Raw genomic sequence first — 14,929 nt, forward strand, 5'->3', positions numbered from 1 at the left:
CGTAGGGCGTATCGTTTCGACCATGCAGAAGCCGAAACCGGGCGTTCCGACCCGGGAACAGATCCGCCGCGCCCCCAAGGTGCTGCTGCACGACCATCTCGACGGTGGGCTGCGACCCGGCACCATCGTCGACCTGGCACGGGCGACCGGTTACGAGGCGCTGCCCGAGACCGACCCCGACAAGCTGGGGACCTGGTTCAGGGAGGCCGCCGATTCCGGCTCACTGGAACGGTACCTGGAAACCTTCGCGCACACCTGTGCGGTGATGCAGACCCGTGACGCACTTTTCCGGGTCGCCGCCGAGTGCGCGGAGGACCTGGCGGCCGACGGCGTCGTCTACGCCGAGGTCCGCTACGCGCCCGAGCAGCACCTGGAGGGCGGGCTCACCCTCGAAGAGGTCGTGGAGGCGGTCAACGCGGGCTTCCGCGAGGGCGAACGCCGGGCGCGCGAGGGGGGTGGCTCCCGGGCCGCGGGCACCGGCGGAGGCAACAGGATCAGGGTCGGCGCCCTGCTCACCGCGATGCGGCACGCCGCCCGCTCCCAGGAGATCGCCGAACTGGCCAACTCCTACCGCGACTCGGGTGTCGTCGGCTTCGACATCGCGGGTGCGGAGGCCGGTTACCCGCCCACCCGGCACCTGGACGCCTTCGACTACCTGAAGCGCGAGAACAACCACTTCACCATCCATGCGGGCGAGGCGTTCGGCCTGCCGTCGATCTGGCAGGCGCTCCAGTGGTGCGGCGCCGACCGGCTCGGCCACGGGGTGCGGATCATCGACGACATCGAGACCGGGCCCGGCGGTGAGGTCTCGCTCGGCCGGCTGGCGTCGTACGTGCGCGACAAGCGGATCCCGCTGGAGATGTGCCCGACGTCCAACCTGCAGACGGGTGCGGCCAGTTCGTATGCCGAGCATCCGATCGGGCTGTTGCGGCGGCTGTATTTCCGGGTGACGGTCAATACGGACAACAGGCTCATGTCGGGCACGAGTATGAGCCGGGAGTTCGAGCACCTGGTCGAGGCCTTCGGATACTCGCTCGACGACATGCAGTGGTTCACCGTCAATGCGATGAAATCAGCGTTCATCCCTTTCGATGAACGTCTGGCCATGATCAACGAGGTGATCAAGCCGGGTTACGCCGAACTCAAGGCCGAATGGCTCTTCGACCAGGCGACCGGGGGACGGCCGCTGGCCAGCGGTTCCGCCACCGGCGAGGGCTGACACCCGCTCACGGGCGGCGCGTCCTGCGGCCCGGCGGCCTCGCGGCGGCGCCGCTTGCGCGGCGGGTGAAGGCATGACTACGTTCCGGAGTCATGCAGACCCGAACGAAGAAGACCCTCGCGACCACTGCACTCGGCCTGGCCTTCGCCGCCGCGGCGGCCGGCACCGCTTCCGCCGCCGCCCCGGCGGACGTGATCGGCGGATCGGCCACCCGCCTGGTCCCCGGCGCCCTCGACTCCACGGGCGGTGCCCAGAACGCGCTGGCCAACGGCACCTCGGCGCTCTCCGGCAACCCCGCGAAGCTGCTGCCCTCGGGCAACCACCTGGACGGCAACCAGATCGCCCCCGTCTCCGGGCTGCTCGGAGGCATCCCGGTCCGCTGACCCGCGCCTGGCGCACGCGACGGGGCCGGACGGCATCCCCCCTGCCGTCCGGCCCCGCTGTTCCCCCGTACCCCCGCGCCCCCTTGCCCCCCGTACCCCCTGGTCCTAGGCGACGAGCTCGCCGAAGGCCGAGTCCTCGTCGCGGCCGAAGCTCAGCGCCTCGTCATCGCGCATCCGGCGCAGCGAGCGCCAGATGCTGCTCTTGACCGTGCCGACGCTGATGCCGAGTATGTCGGCGATCTCCGGGTCGGTACGGCCCTCGTAGTAGCGCAGTACCAGCATGGTCCGCTGCTGCTCGGGCAGCCGCGCCAGCGCCTGCCACAGGACGGCGCGCAGCTCGGTGCCGCCCATCTCGTCGGTGTCGCCGACCGTCTCCGGCAGCTCCTCCGTCGGGTATTCGTTGAGCTTGCGGCGCCGCCAGGCGCTGATGTGCAGGTTGGTCATGGTGCGGCGCAGGTACCCGCCCACGGCGGCCTTGTCACTGATGCGGTCCCACGCCCGGTAGGTCGAGAACAGCGCGCTCTGCAGCAGGTCCTCGGCCGCGAAGCGGTCGCCGGTCAGGTGGTAGGCCGTCGCGTAGAGCGACGCGCGGCGCTCCTGGACGTACGCGGTGAACTCGGCCTCCGCGTCGACCGAGGGCGCGACCGGCGCGGCCTGCGGCTCGAGCGGTGTGATGTACGCGGGCCGCTGCCTTACCACCGTCGTACCCGTGGTGCGTCCGGCGCCGCGGGCGTACCCCCGTCCGCTCGCGGCGCCGGACATCTCGGTGGACCTGGCAACGGAGTGCGCACGCGTCGAGTGGACCGCGGCGGTGGTGGTGCCGAGCAGTGCGTTCATGTCGCGCCCCCGTCGATGGAACCTTCAGCGTGGTTTCCGGCGTCGCAGCCTGTGCGGCGTGCGCTCTTCCGATGTGCCACAAGACTGCCGGGCCAGTTTCATGGGGCTGTCCGCCGAGTGTCACAGGCCCGTCACAGAGGTCCGTCCGGCGAGGGTGCCTGTGGCCCCGCACTTCATCAGGCCACCAGAGGTAGGCAACAATGTCCGGCGTGCCCTTCCTGTTGCTGATCGAGGATGACGACGCCATCCGCACCGGTCTCGAACTCGGCCTGTCCCGCCAGGGTCACCGCGTGGTGGCCGCGGCGACGGGCGAGGACGGCCTGAAGCTCCTCAAGGAGCAGCGTCCTGACCTGATCGTGCTCGACGTGATGCTGCCGGGTATCGACGGCTTCGAGGTGTGCCGGCGTATCCGGCGCACCGACCAGCTGCCGATCATCCTGCTCACCGCGCGCAGTGACGACATCGACGTGGTGGTGGGCCTGGAGTCCGGCGCCGACGACTACGTGATCAAACCGGTGCAGCCCCGGGTGCTCGACGCCCGGATCCGTGCCGTGCTGCGCCGCGGGGAGCGGGACAGCACCGACTCCGCGGCCTTCGGCTCGATCGTCATCGACCGCAACGCCATGACGGTGACCAAGGACGGCGAGGACCTCCAGCTCACGCCGACCGAGCTGCGGCTGCTGCTCGAACTGAGCCGCCGGCCGGGGCAGGCGCTGTCCCGCCAGCAGCTGCTGCGGCTGGTGTGGGAGCACGACTACCTGGGCGACTCCCGGCTGGTGGACGCCTGCGTGCAGCGGCTGCGCGCCAAGATCGAGGATGTGCCGTCCTCGCCGGCGCTGATCCGTACCGTCCGCGGTGTCGGCTACCGCCTGGACACGCCGCAGTGACGTCAGGCCCCGGTGGCAGGTGGCGCTTCGGCCTGCTGCGCTGGACGAGCCTGCGCCTGCGGCTGGTCGCCGTCTTCGCGGCGGTCGCCCTGACCGCGGCGGTGTCGGTGTCCGGCATCGCCTACTGGCTGAACCGCGACGCCGTGCTCACCCGCGCCCAGAACAGCGCGCTGAACGACTTCCGCGACTCGTTGCAGCGCAATGCCGCCTCGCTGCCGGTCAGCCCGACGTGCCAGTCGCTGGACAGCACCGCGAGCCGGATAGGCGGCCCTGACACCTACCAGGTGGTGCTGATCAGCACCGGCCCCGACAACCAGGAGTGCGCGGCGACGTCGAACCGCGACGTCTTCACCCTGGACGACGTGCCGCCGACCCTGCAGACGGCCGTGAACACCGTGCACACCAAGGACGACAGCAAATACCACCTGCTCTGGGAGCGCATATCCCTGCAGGGCAGGCCGTACCTGGTGGCGGGCGCCCGGATCAACGGCGACGGGCCGACCGGCTACATGCTCAAGTCGCTGGACGCGGAGCGCAAGGACCTCAACTCGCTGGCCTGGTCGCTCGGCATCGCGACGCTGCTGGCGCTGATCGGCTCCGCGCTGCTCGCGCAGGCCGCGGGCGCCGCGGTGCTGCGCCCGGTGCGGCGGCTCGGCGAGGCCGCGCAGCGGCTGGGGGAGGGGCACCTGGACACCCGGCTGAAGGTGTCGGGCACCGACGAACTGGCAGAGATGTCACGGACGTTCAACAACGCGGCGGAGGCCCTGGAGACCCGGGTCGAGGAGCTGAGCGCCCGGGAGGCGTCCAGCCGCCGCTTCGTCGCGGACATGTCGCACGAGCTGCGCACCCCGCTGACCGCGATCACCGCAGTCAGCGATGTGCTGGAGGACGAGGCGGAGGCGCTGGACCCGATGATCGCGCCCGCCGTCCGCCTGGTGGTCAGCGAGACCCGGCGGCTCAACGAACTGGTGGAGACGCTGATGGAGGTCACCCGGTTCGACGCGGGTACCGCGAAGCTGCGGGTGGACGAGGTGGACGTCGGTGAGCAGGTGATGGCCTGCATGGACGCCAGGGCCTGGCTGGACTCCGTGGAGCTGGACGCGCCCCGCGGGGTGCTGGCCACGCTCGACCCGCGGCGGCTGGACGTGATCATGGCGAATCTGATCGGCAACGCGCTCAAGCACGGCGGATCGCCGGTGAAGGTCACGGTCCGCGGTACCGAGGCGGGGCCGGATGACGAGGAGTACATCGAGGTCGCGGTCACCGACCACGGGCCCGGCATCCCCGAGGAGGTGCTGCCGCACGTCTTCGACCGCTTCTACAAGGCCGACGCCTCCAGGGCCCGGTCCGAGGGCAGCGGGCTCGGCCTGTCCATCGCGATGGAGAACGCCCACATCCACGGCGGGGACATCACCGCCGCGAACGACCCGTCCGGCGGCGCCGTCTTCACGCTGCGGCTTCCCCGCCACCCGCGCGAGGACGTGGCCTCAGACGCGGTCAACGGCGGCGGCCCCGCCGGCGGAGCCGGGGGCGGTGCGCGATGAGCGGGCGCATCCCGACCCGGGCCTCCCGGCCCTCCGGCGGCCTCGCCGCGATCGGTGCCGTGCTGCTCGCGGTGCTGCCGCTGGCGTCCGGCTGCGGCATCCGTACGACGACGGTGCCGGTCGACGCGGGGCCCGCGCCCTCGCGGGTCTCCTGCGCGGTGCCGAAGGCCGACAACTCGCCGGGCGTGACGGACGCGGCGGTGGAGCAGGTCTACCTGGTGTGCGGGAGCCAGACCACACCCGTGCCGCGGACCGTGCAGATACGGGCCCGGCAGGCCGGCCGGGTCGAGCAGGTCAGGGAGCTGATCGCCCAGTTGCAGCGCAGCGTGCTCGGCGACGAGGCGAAGGCCGGCTTCGCCACGGCGGTGCCGGGCACGCTCGAGGTCTCGGGTCCCGCGCCCGGTGACCCGGACGACGCGCTGCGGCTCGGCCAGCCGATCGAGGACCTGCCGTCCTTCGCGCTGGCGCAGATCGTCTGCACGCTCGCGGTGAGCCCGCTGGCCTCCGCAGGCCACAGCGTGGTGCTCGGCGGCCCCGAGAACGGCGACAAGGTCCGCCGCTACACCTGCACGCCCGACCTGCGGACCCGCCCGCAGGCAGCCGACACGGCAGGCGTCGAGGTGTCCTGACCGGCGGCCGACGTGCGGGGCGTCACACCGGGGGTACGGGAACCGGAAGGCGACCGCGCCGCGTCTTCGGCGGTGTGCAGCACGAAGGCTCTTTGTACCGGGTGCGCGCGGCCGGGCTCCTGCTCACCGCCGCGTACCTCGCGTTCGCCGCCTGGCTGCTGCTGCGGCCGCACTACGTGGCGTGGGTGCCGTCGCCGAACCTGCGGCCCTTCGACACGATCAGGGCGGACCTGCGGATGGGCCCCGAGCAGGCGACCCGCCATCTGCTGGCGGGCCTGGCCCTGCTGGCCCCGCTCGGGGTGCTGCTGCCGATGGCCGGCGGGCGGGTCGAGACGTCCGGCGTGGCGTCCTTCGTCCGTACCGTCTTCGCCGGGCTGATGGTCTCGATCTCGGTCGAGTTCACCCAGACGATGGTCCCTGGCCAGCTGTTCGACGTCGACGCGCTGATCCTCAACACGGCGGGCGTCGCGCTGGCGCATCTGCTGGTCGTGCCGGCCGTGCGGCGCCGGCTGCGCCGTCGCGACGCCGTCTTCCTGCGCGAGGGTGCCCCCCTCGCCGCCACCCACGTCCCCACTCCGTAGCCGCCGGTCCCCGGCGTCCCGCCGGGTGCACGGGCGGGGACGGGGGTCAGGCGGGCCGCAGGCTTGGGGTGGGGGTGGCGAGGATGCGGGTCAGGGCGGTGGCCGCACCGCAGGGGTGGCAGCCCAGCGCGACCTGGCGTTCGACGATCGCGCGCTCCGCGCGCATGAGGTGCCAGCCCCTGCGCAGGAGGAAGGGCACCGCCTTCCGCCCCTCGCGCAGGTCCCGCGCGAAGCGCCGGCGAGCCGTCGTGGAGGGACGGCCTCGCAGGCAGAGCGCGTCCGCGAGGAGACCGAGCTCACGGCAGCGTCCGACGATCTCCGCCGCGAAGATCCCCTCGGCGACGAAGAGTTGCGCCCCGTCCAGCTCCAGCCGGTCCCAGCCGCCGGCCGCGCTCGTGGAGATGTCGTAGACGGGCGTGTCCGCGGCGCCCTCCGCGCAGAGTTCCGCTATCGCGGCGACAGCCGCCTCGGCGTTCCAGGACTGCGGCGCGTCCCAGTCGATCGCGGTGCCGCCGGGCAGCAACGGCAGCGACGGGTCGTCGCCGTCCTTGTAGAAGTCGTCGAGCGCCAGCACCGGCAACCCGGTACGGGCGGCCAGCGAGGACTTGCCCGAGCCTGACGGCCCGGCCAGCAGGATCACGCGGGCGGGAAGTGAACTCACGGGACACCATTCTCCCGTATCCCCGGCCGAGTGATCCCGGGGCGTGACGCAACTACTCACCGCACTCGTTCCGTTACCCTGGGACCATGTCACGCCTGCGTACCGCTCTCACCCTCAGCCTGACCGCCGCCGCGGCGACCCTCCTGCCGGCCGCCGCCGCGGTGGCGGCCACCCCGGCACCTGCCGGGACGGCCGCCCCCGACGCCGCGCTCCCGACCGGCACCGTGACCGGCGCCCTGGGCGCCGGTGTCGAGCCGGTCCGGCACCTCAGCCTCGACCCGCTCTCCAACACCGGGGTGGACCCGCTGGACAACGGCGTCGGCTCCCAGGTCGCCGACTTCAAGCCGGTGTCGACCACGGCCGTCACCGACCAGGTCACCCGCGGCGGGTCGCTGTCCACCCTGCCGGTCGTCGGCCCGGCGAGCGGCGTGTTCTCCGGCTGAGGGGCCGGACGGGCCCTACACCCCGATCGGGTGCCAGACCGTCTTGGTCTCCAGCCAGGCCGTCAGGCGGCCGGTGCCGGGGTCGGCGGTCCAGTCCTGCGCGGACGCGCCGGGGCGGCGGACGCGCTTGAGCGTGTCGGCCGCCGACCGCTCCAGCTCCACGGCCAAGTCCGCGTCCGCGCCGGTCAGGTCGAGGCCGTTGACGTCCTGGTGGGCGGCCAGCGGCGCCGCCAGCTCCGCGGTGCGGCCGGAGAGGATGTTGACCACACCGGCGGGGACGTCGGACGAGGCCAGCACCTCACCGAAGGACAGGGCCGGCAGCGGCGCGCCCTCGGCGGCGACCACGACGGCCGCGTTGCCGGTGGCGATCACCGGGGCCAGCACCGAGACCAGGCCCAGCAGGGAGGACTCCTGCGGGGCCAGCACCGCCACGACGCCGGTCGGCTCGGGCGTGGACAGGTTGAAGAACGGGCCGGCCACCGGGTTGGCGCCGCCCACCACCTGGGCGATCTTGTCGGTCCACCCGGCATACCAGACCCAGCGGTCCACGGAGGCGTCCACCGCGGCGGCGGCCTTGGACTTCGACAGCCCCTCGGCGTCGGCGACCTCGCGGGCGAACTGCTCCCGGCGGCCCTCCAACATCTCCGCGACGCGGTAGAGCACCTGTCCGCGGTTGTACGCGGTCGCGCCCGACCAGCCGGGCACCGCCTTGCGGGCCGCGACCACCGCGTCACGGGCGTCCTTGCGGGACGACAGCGGTGCGTTGGCCAGCCAGCCGCCGCCCCTGGAGTCCTTCACCTCGTACACCCGGCCGCTCTCCGAGCGGGGGAACTTGCCCCCCACGTACAGCTTGTAGGTCTTGAACACGGCAAGACGCGACTGCTCAGACACCTTCATCGGTCGCGCTCTCCTTGTCGTTCGCAAGTTCGGGTGCCGGGTCGCCGGCTCCGGCCAGATAGCCCTCGAGGCCGTGCCGGCCGCCTTCCCGGCCGTAGCCGGACTCCTTGTAGCCGCCGAACGGCGAGGTGGGGTCGAACTTGTTGAAGGTGTTCGCCCACACCACCCCGGCCCGCAGCTTGCTCGCCATCGACAGGATGCGCGAGCCCTTCTCGGTCCAGATGCCCGCCGACAGGCCGTAAGGAGTGTTGTTGGCCTTCTCGACGGCCTCGGCCGGGGTGCGGAAGGTCAGCACGGACAGCACGGGGCCGAAGATCTCCTCGCGGGCGATCCGGTGGGCCTGCGTGACGCCGGTGAAGAGGGTCGGCGCGAACCAGTAGCCGGACGACGGCAGTTCGCAGGCGGGCGCCCAGCGCTCCGCGCCCTCCGCCTCGCCCGCCTCGGCCAGCGCGGTGATCCTGGCCAGCTGCTCGGCGGAGTTGATCGCCCCGATGTCGGTGTTCTTGTCGAGCGGGTCGCCGACCCGCAGCGTGCTCATCCGCCGCTTGAGCGCGTCGAGCACCTCCTCCTGGACCGACTCCTGCACCAGCAGCCGGGATCCGGCGCAGCACACATGGCCCTGGTTGAAGAAGATGCCGTCGACGATCCCCTCGACGGCCTGGTCGATCGGGGCGTCGTCGAAGACGATGTTGGCGGCCTTGCCGCCGAGTTCGAGCGTGACCTTCTTGCGGGTGCCCGCGACGGTGCGGGCGATGGCCCGGCCGACCTCCGTGGAGCCGGTGAAGGCGACCTTGTCCACGTCGGGGTGCGCGACGAGCGCGGCGCCCGCGTCGCCGTAACCGGTCAGGATGTTGACGACCCCGCGCGGCAGCCCCGCCTGCCGGCACACGTCGGCGAAGAACAGCGCGGACAGCGGGGTGGTCTCGGCCGGCTTGAGGACGACGGTGTTGCCCGCGGCCAGCGCGGGGGCGATCTTCCAGGCCAGCATCAGCAGCGGGAAGTTCCACGGGATGACCTGCCCGGCCACGCCCAGCGGGCGCGGGTCGGGACCGTAGCCCGCGTAGGCGAGCTTGTCGGCCCAGCCCGCGTAGTAGAAGAAGTGCGCGGCGACCAGCGGCAGGTCGACGTCGCGGGTCTCGCGGATCGGCTTGCCGTTGTCCAGCGACTCCAGCACCGCGAGCTCGCGGGAGCGCTCCTGGAGGATGCGGGCGATACGGAAGAGGTACTTGCCGCGCTCGGCGCCGGGCAGCGCGCCCCAGCCGCGGAAGGCCTTGCGCGCGGCCTTGACCGCCCGGTCCACGTCGGCCTCGCCGGCCCGTGCGACCTCGGCGAGCACTTCCTCGCTCGACGGGGACACCGTCTTGAAGACGGTGCCGTCCGCGGCTTCGGTGAACTCGCCGTCGATGAACAGCCCGTAGGACGGCGCGAGGTCGACGACGGCGCGGGACTCGGGCGCGGGTGCGTAGGCGAATTTCTGGTTGGCCATGACGATCAGTCCACCGTGACGTAGTCGGGACCGGAATACCGGCCGGTGCTGAGCTTCTGCCGCTGCATCAGCAGATCATTGAGCAGGCTGGAGGCGCCGAAGCGGAACCAGTCGGGGGACAGCCAGTCGTCGCCGAGCGTCTCGTTGACCATCACCAGGTACTTGATCGCGTCCTTGGAGGTGCGGATGCCGCCGGCCGGCTTGACCCCGACCTGCACGCCGACCGCCTCGCGGAAGTCGCGCACCGCCTCCAGCATCAGCAGGGTGTTCGGCGGGGTGGCGTTGACCGCGACCTTGCCGGTCGAGGTCTTGATGAAGTCGGCGCCCGCCAGCATCGCCAGCCACGAGCAGCGCCGGATGTTGTCGTACGTCGACAGCTCGCCGTTCTCGAAGATCACCTTGAGATGGGCCGCGCCCGCGTCCCCGGGGCGGGCGCAGGCCTCCTTGACGGCCCTGATCTCCTCGAAGACCTCCATGTAGCGGCCGGACAGGAAGGCGCCGCGGTCGATGACCATGTCGATCTCGTCCGCCCCTGCGGCGACCGCGTCCGCGGTGTCGGCGAGTTTGACCGGCCGGGCGACCCGGCCGGCCGGGAAGGCGGTCGCGACCGAGGCGACGCTGATGCCGGAGCCGTCGCCCAGCGCCTCGCGTGCCACCGCGACCATGTCGGGATACACGCAGATCGCCGCGACGTGCGGGGTGGCGGGGTCGGTCGGGTCGGGCCTGCGGCCCTTGGCGCACAGCGCCCTGACCTTGCCCGGGGTGTCGGAGCCTTCCAGGGTCGTCAGGTCGATCATCGAGATCGCCAGGTCGATGGCGTAGGCCTTCGCGGTCGTCTTGATCGACCGGGTGCCGAGGCCTGCGGCCCTGGCTTCGAGGCCGACGGCGTCGGCCCCGGGCAGCCCGTGCAGAAACCGCCGCAGGGCGGCGTCCGAGGCCGTGACGTCGGCAAGGCCGGCCAGTCGCCCGGGGGCGTCGGGGCCGTATGCGGGAACAACAGAGGACATGGTCACGAGCCCAGCATATCTACGCGCGTAGCGGTGTGTCACTACCCGGGGTGACCCGCGGCCGCCCCCGCCCGCCCCCGCGGGGAGTACGCGGGCGCCCCGCGCTTCTTGCCGCGGTCGGCATCGCCGGGGGCCGGGCACGCGGTCCCTCGCGTTAGATTGTGAGCTCCGCGAAGTGGCCGTCGTGCACGATGACCCGCCCGGGCGGCGGACCCCCGCTTCCGCAGGGGTTCGTTTCCCCGCCGCCCCCCGCGGCGATTATCCACGGAGGTATCCGATGACCAGTCCGAGGTCCGACCACCCGACGCCGCCGTCCGGGGGAGGTCCCGGGGAGCCGCAGTACGCCGACCGCGTCTACCGCTCGATGGCCGGGATGGTCGGCGGGGCGGGCCTGGTCGCGATCGCGTGCTGGCTCGGTGGCGACGCCATCGCCAAGGGCAAGGGCCACACCCCGTGGCTGGCCATCGCGGCGCTGCTGCTGGCCCTGCCGCTGATCGTGGCGCTCACCCTGCGGCCCGCCGTCTTCGCCAACTCCGACCGGATCCGGGTGCGCAACCCCTTCCGCACGATCACCGTGCCGTGGACCGGCGTGGACGCGGTGCGGTCCTCGTACTCCACCGAGCTGCTGGCCGGCGGCAGGAAATACCAGCTCTGGGCCATCCCGGTCTCGCTGCGGGCGCGGAAGCGGGCGGCGAAGCAGGACGCCAGGTCGAAGGCGGCGGGGGACGACGCCTTCACTCCCGGCGGGCTGCGGCCCGCCCCCGGCCGCCGGCCGGCCGTGCCAGGCGCGGATCCGACCATCAGGGCCTGGTCGGACCAGGCGCTGAGCGAACTGCGCGAGCTCCACGAACGCCGCGAGGGCGAGGCCGTCGCGGACAGCGCCGCCACCGCCCCCGTGGTCCGCTGGTGCTGGGAGGTCCTGGCGCCCGCGACGGCAGGGGCGATCGTGCTGATCGTCCTGCTGGCCATCGGCTGACGGCTCTCCCGCGTCCCGCGCGCCGCCGCCCGCGGTGGGTCGCGAGAGGGAGGGCAGCCCCGGGGCGGCCCTCGATGCGGGCGCAGCACCCGGGCCGCCCGGCGCCGGGCAGCGTCGTGGCAAGGCTGCTCCGGATCGCGGGCGGAGGGCCTCCCGGGGCCCGCCGAGGCATGGGCCCGGGGTCTGACCAGGGGAGACGTACCTGGCGGCACGCATGGTCCCGACAACGTTGCCCTCACTCCCGGTGATCGCCTGTGAACAAGGGGCAACTTCGGGATGAAGCATGCCGCGGGCGACTTGTGAGATGGCTCTCCACCGCGATTCGCCCCATACATTGCCCGTGCTGCACGAGTGGTGGAGCCAGGGGGTGGGGTGGCGCGATGTCCGGGGAAAGTGTCAGCGACGCGAGCGCGCGGTGTCAGGTCGATGTCGACGAGGACGGCTGGTTCTCGTGGCGGCTCACCGCCAACAACGGGCGGGTGATCGCCCTGGGGACACGGACACACCGGGACGACGCGGCGTGCAGGGCCGAGTTATCGACGCTGTGCGAGAAGGCGGCGGGACTGACCGGGGGAGTGCAGCACGCCGCCGAGTCCAACGGCTGGATATGGCGGCTGCGCGGCCCCGACGGGCAGGTGTCGGCGGTGTCCGCGCGGGCGTACGAGCGGCACTCGACGTGCCAGGCGGCCTACGAGCGCTTCCGCGTCCTGCTGCTGAAGACGGGGGCGGCCGGCGCTGCTTCCCAGGGGGGCGCAGGCTGAGCCGAAGTTGTCCCTACGGGTGCTGTTGTTCACATTGGCGTGGATGCTCGGCCACCATCCCCCCTGAGCGTCATTCCGTGACCACGCGAACAGGGGTGCGGACAGCGGGTGTCCGCAGGGGGTTTGACGTCGGCGGTCCGACGCTCGCGGCGCCGCAGGGGAGCGGTTCCGCCCTCGGTCCCCCGCGTAGCGCCCGGTGCGCCGGTCACCTGGTTGAGGGGAATGTCAATGGACCATGTGGAGAAGTCCGGTGAAGACCGCCCCCGAAGAGGCAGGGGTCGTTTCACCGCTGAGAAGTCCGTGGACGGACTGTACGAGTGGCGGCTGAAAGCTCCGAACGGGCGGGTCGTGGCCGTCTCTCCCGCCCACTTCAGAACCGCTCAGGACGCGGTCAGCGCGTGCGCGGCACTCAGGGACGACGGGGCGGACCACCTCGCGCGGATCCTGCACGAGAAGAAGGGCATCGGCTGGGTGTGGACGGTGCCGGGCCCGCACGGGCGACCGCTGGCGCGCTCGCCGCGTGCCTATGAGCGCTACGCCACCTGCCAGGGCGCGTTCCGCAATTTCATCGCTCTGTTAGGCACCCCGCCGGGGGAGGAGGAGCAGGCGGCGGCGCAGGCCTGATCAGAGCAGGGCCGCCCCGCGGGTGGCGGGGCGGGGCGACCGACGGGTGCGGGCGACGGAGGTGGCAGGAGATGGTGGCGCAGCGGCCGGGAATCCGCGGCGGGAACAGTGACACGGCCGGTGAGAGCGGGCCGGTACGGCGCGGGCCCCGGCTGCTGACGTCGCACGACGCGGCAGGCACGGTCGGCTGGTCCCTGGTGGCCGCGAACGGGCGGCATCTCGCGTGCTCGGCGACGCGATATCGGGACGACGGCGAACTGGTTGCGGCCCTGCGGGAGTTGAGGGCCGACCGGCGGGTGCTGCGGTACGCCGTGGTGCAGCGGCTCGGCCGCTGGTCGTGGACCGCGCGGCTGCCCGCGCGCAGGGCGGGGGTCAGGGAGGGCGAGCCGATCGCTTCCAGCGCGCGAAGTTATCTGCGGCAGGACCAGTGCCGCAAGGGGACGGAGGTCTTCCTGCGCGCGCTCGACGACCTGCCCTCCGGCGCCTGGTCCGTGGTGCTCACCGACAACCGCTGACGGTGAACTGGAGGTATCCCGAACTGGCTCAAAGCCCCACCGAGAGAAGCACGTACGGTGCCGGGACCGGCAGCCGGCAGCGCCGGGGAAGCGGTCGGCACACCGCCTGTGAGCAGTACGGACATCCCCACCGGCGGCCGGCCCCCGCACCGGCCGTTCGAGATCGGCCGCGGAGCGCGGCACTTGGCGCCCCCAGGGCCGTCGGCGAGGCTCGGTGCCGCTGGGAGCCGTTCGGGTGTGGCTCCAGCGCCGGGTCCCACAGGGGTCCGGTCCGACATGCAAGCCACTTCCTCCTGGAGGAAACGCACCATGCGTAAGACTGCTGTCGCTCTGCTCTCCGCCGCCGCGCTCGTCTCCCTCGTGACGCTGGCCGGTCCCGCCGCCGCCGACCCCCCCACCGGTGTGACCCCCGCCGCGACCGACATCGTCGGTGTGGGTTCGGACACCACCCAGGCCCTCTTCAACCAGTTCTCGGCCGACTACACCGGCAGCCCCAAGCTCTACAGCTGGGACGCTACGGGCACCTCCCCGATCACCACCAAGACCGGTGCGACCTCGCTGAACCCGCGCCCCAACGGCTCGGGTGCCGGTGTCACGGCACTGCAGAACACCACGAAGACCACGGTCGACTTCGCCCGCTCCTCCGGCGGTCCCGCGGCCGGCCAGCTGGCCACCGACGACTTCATCGCGTTCGCCAAGGACGCGGTGAGCTGGGCGGCGCAGTCCGGCGGCAACGCCCCGGCCAACCTGAGCACCGCGGACCTCAAGGGCATCTACAACTGCACCATCACCAACTGGAACCAGATCACGGACGAGGCCGGCTACACCGGGCCGAACGCCACGATCAAGCCCTTCCTGCCGCAGAGCGGTTCCGGCACCCGGTCGTTCTTCATGAGCGTCCTCGGCCTGTCCAACGCCGACCCGCAGCCGTCGTGCGTCAACACCACGGTCCAGGAGAACGAGGGCAGCAACCTGCTCCTGCACGACAACAACGCGGTCGTCCCGTACTCGGTCGCCCACTACATCGGCCAGGTCTACAACGGCCACGGCTCCGGCAACGACGTGCAGGGCCCGCTGACCATCCGCAACATCGGCGGCACCAGCCAGACGCCGATCCTCGTGCCGGTCGACGCGACCACGCACACGATCACCTCGTCGTTCGCCACCAGCGCCTACGGCCGGAGCGTCTACAACGTCGTCCGCAACAGCGACTGGACCGCCGGTGACGCGCACGCCACCGCGCTGAAGGCGATCTTCAGCTCGACCGGCTGGATCTGCAAGAACGCCACCGCGCAGGCCGACCTCAAGAGCTACGGCTTCCTCCCGCTGGCCCTGTGCGGCGCCATCACCCACCCGTAACACCCCCTGATCGACCGCTTCACCACGGGCCGGGGGGGGGGGGGGGGGGGGCCGCCGCGCGCCCCCCCCCCCCCCCCCCCCCCCCCCCCCCACCCCCCCCCCCGCCCGCCCCCGCGCGCC

17 protein-coding genes are annotated in these 14,929 nt (G+C 72.3%); 12 read left to right on the plus strand and 5 right to left on the minus strand.

Annotated elements, in window-relative coordinates:
• Positions 1–22 precede the first annotated feature (22 nt).
• Together ACGFMP_RS21130 and ACGFMP_RS21135 are read left to right on the plus strand one after the other, a co-directional pair.
• On the plus strand, positions 23–1,219 hold the full coding sequence (locus tag ACGFMP_RS21130) for an adenosine deaminase (protein ID WP_393674266.1): 1,197 nt from the start codon (positions 23–25) through the stop codon (positions 1,217–1,219).
• A 92-nt stretch (positions 1,220–1,311) separates the two neighbouring features.
• The gene (locus ACGFMP_RS21135) at positions 1,312–1,602 is read left to right on the plus strand and encodes an ATP-binding protein (RefSeq protein ID WP_393674267.1); all 291 of its coding nucleotides are present in this window, start codon (positions 1,312–1,314) and stop codon (positions 1,600–1,602) included.
• 105 nt (positions 1,603–1,707) lie between these two features.
• Here the strand turns inward: ACGFMP_RS21135 and ACGFMP_RS21140 are convergent, their stop codons facing one another.
• Complete coding sequence (locus ACGFMP_RS21140) at positions 1,708–2,439, minus strand: SigE family RNA polymerase sigma factor (protein ID WP_393674268.1); 732 nt, start codon at positions 2,437–2,439, stop codon at positions 1,708–1,710.
• Positions 2,440–2,648: 209 nt separating this feature from the next.
• Between ACGFMP_RS21140 and ACGFMP_RS21145 the strand changes: the two genes are divergently transcribed.
• The 4 genes from ACGFMP_RS21145 to ACGFMP_RS21160 all read left to right on the plus strand — a co-directional run bounded on the left by ACGFMP_RS21145 (position 2,649) and on the right by ACGFMP_RS21160 (position 6,080).
• Positions 2,649–3,326: a response regulator transcription factor gene (locus ACGFMP_RS21145; protein ID WP_327289075.1), complete on the plus strand. Its 678-nt coding sequence runs from the start codon at positions 2,649–2,651 to the stop codon at positions 3,324–3,326.
• Complete coding sequence (locus ACGFMP_RS21150; protein WP_393674269.1) at positions 3,323–4,870, plus strand: ATP-binding protein; 1,548 nt, start codon at positions 3,323–3,325, stop codon at positions 4,868–4,870. Before ACGFMP_RS21145 ends, ACGFMP_RS21150 begins: the two co-directional genes overlap by 4 nt.
• Positions 4,867–5,499 carry a hypothetical protein gene (locus ACGFMP_RS21155; RefSeq protein WP_393674271.1) on the plus strand — a complete coding sequence of 211 codons (633 nt, stop codon included), beginning with the start codon at positions 4,867–4,869 and terminating at the stop codon, positions 5,497–5,499. Before ACGFMP_RS21150 ends, ACGFMP_RS21155 begins: the two co-directional genes overlap by 4 nt.
• A gap of 74 nt (positions 5,500–5,573) precedes the next feature.
• Positions 5,574–6,080, plus strand: coding sequence for a VanZ family protein (locus tag ACGFMP_RS21160; RefSeq protein ID WP_393674272.1), 507 nt, complete (start codon positions 5,574–5,576; stop codon positions 6,078–6,080).
• Positions 6,081–6,126: 46 nt separating this feature from the next.
• Here ACGFMP_RS21160 and ACGFMP_RS21165 read toward each other — a convergent pair whose 3' ends face one another.
• Entirely contained in the window at positions 6,127–6,741 is a 615-nt protein-coding gene (locus ACGFMP_RS21165) for a uridine kinase (protein WP_393674273.1), read from the minus strand.
• Between the two features lie 86 nt (positions 6,742–6,827).
• On the opposite strand from ACGFMP_RS21165, the gene ACGFMP_RS21170 reads away from it, so the two are divergent.
• Positions 6,828–7,184, plus strand: a complete 357-nt coding sequence (locus ACGFMP_RS21170; RefSeq protein WP_393674274.1) for a hypothetical protein — start codon at positions 6,828–6,830, stop codon at positions 7,182–7,184.
• Positions 7,185–7,199: 15 nt separating this feature from the next.
• On the opposite strand, the gene ACGFMP_RS21175 is transcribed toward ACGFMP_RS21170, so the two are convergent.
• Genes ACGFMP_RS21175 through deoC form a run of 3 tightly spaced genes read right to left on the minus strand, consistent with a single transcriptional unit; the run spans position 7,200 to position 10,574 of the window.
• Entirely contained in the window at positions 7,200–8,081 is an 882-nt protein-coding gene (locus ACGFMP_RS21175; protein WP_393674275.1) for an aldehyde dehydrogenase family protein, read from the minus strand.
• Positions 8,068–9,567, minus strand: coding sequence for an aldehyde dehydrogenase family protein (locus tag ACGFMP_RS21180; RefSeq protein WP_393674277.1), 1,500 nt, complete (start codon positions 9,565–9,567; stop codon positions 8,068–8,070). Before ACGFMP_RS21180 ends, ACGFMP_RS21175 begins: the two co-directional genes overlap by 14 nt.
• Positions 9,568–9,572: 5 nt before the next feature.
• Entirely contained in the window at positions 9,573–10,574 is a 1,002-nt protein-coding gene (gene deoC, locus ACGFMP_RS21185; protein ID WP_393674309.1) for a deoxyribose-phosphate aldolase, read from the minus strand.
• Between the two features lie 277 nt (positions 10,575–10,851).
• Between deoC and ACGFMP_RS21190 the strand changes: the two genes are divergently transcribed.
• The 5 genes from ACGFMP_RS21190 (at position 10,852) to ACGFMP_RS21210 (ending at position 14,809) form a co-directional block, all read left to right on the plus strand.
• The gene (locus ACGFMP_RS21190; protein ID WP_393674278.1) at positions 10,852–11,550 is read left to right on the plus strand and encodes a PH domain-containing protein; all 699 of its coding nucleotides are present in this window, start codon (positions 10,852–10,854) and stop codon (positions 11,548–11,550) included.
• A gap of 380 nt (positions 11,551–11,930) precedes the next feature.
• Positions 11,931–12,311 (plus strand): hypothetical protein, encoded by a 381-nt coding sequence (locus ACGFMP_RS21195; protein WP_393674280.1) that lies wholly within the window; start codon positions 11,931–11,933, stop codon positions 12,309–12,311.
• A gap of 300 nt (positions 12,312–12,611) precedes the next feature.
• On the plus strand, positions 12,612–12,935 hold the full coding sequence (locus ACGFMP_RS21200) for a hypothetical protein (RefSeq protein ID WP_393674281.1): 324 nt from the start codon (positions 12,612–12,614) through the stop codon (positions 12,933–12,935).
• 71 nt (positions 12,936–13,006) lie between these two features.
• The gene (locus tag ACGFMP_RS21205) at positions 13,007–13,450 is read left to right on the plus strand and encodes a hypothetical protein (RefSeq protein WP_393674283.1); all 444 of its coding nucleotides are present in this window, start codon (positions 13,007–13,009) and stop codon (positions 13,448–13,450) included.
• 309 nt (positions 13,451–13,759) lie between these two features.
• Positions 13,760–14,809, plus strand: a complete 1,050-nt coding sequence (locus ACGFMP_RS21210; protein WP_393674284.1) for a PstS family phosphate ABC transporter substrate-binding protein — start codon at positions 13,760–13,762, stop codon at positions 14,807–14,809.
• The last annotated feature ends 120 nt before the right edge of the window (positions 14,810–14,929 follow it).

The sequence above is a fragment of the Streptomyces sp. NPDC049040 genome (assembly GCF_043197715.1).
Taxonomy (GTDB): Bacteria; Actinomycetota; Actinomycetes; order Streptomycetales; family Streptomycetaceae; genus Actinacidiphila.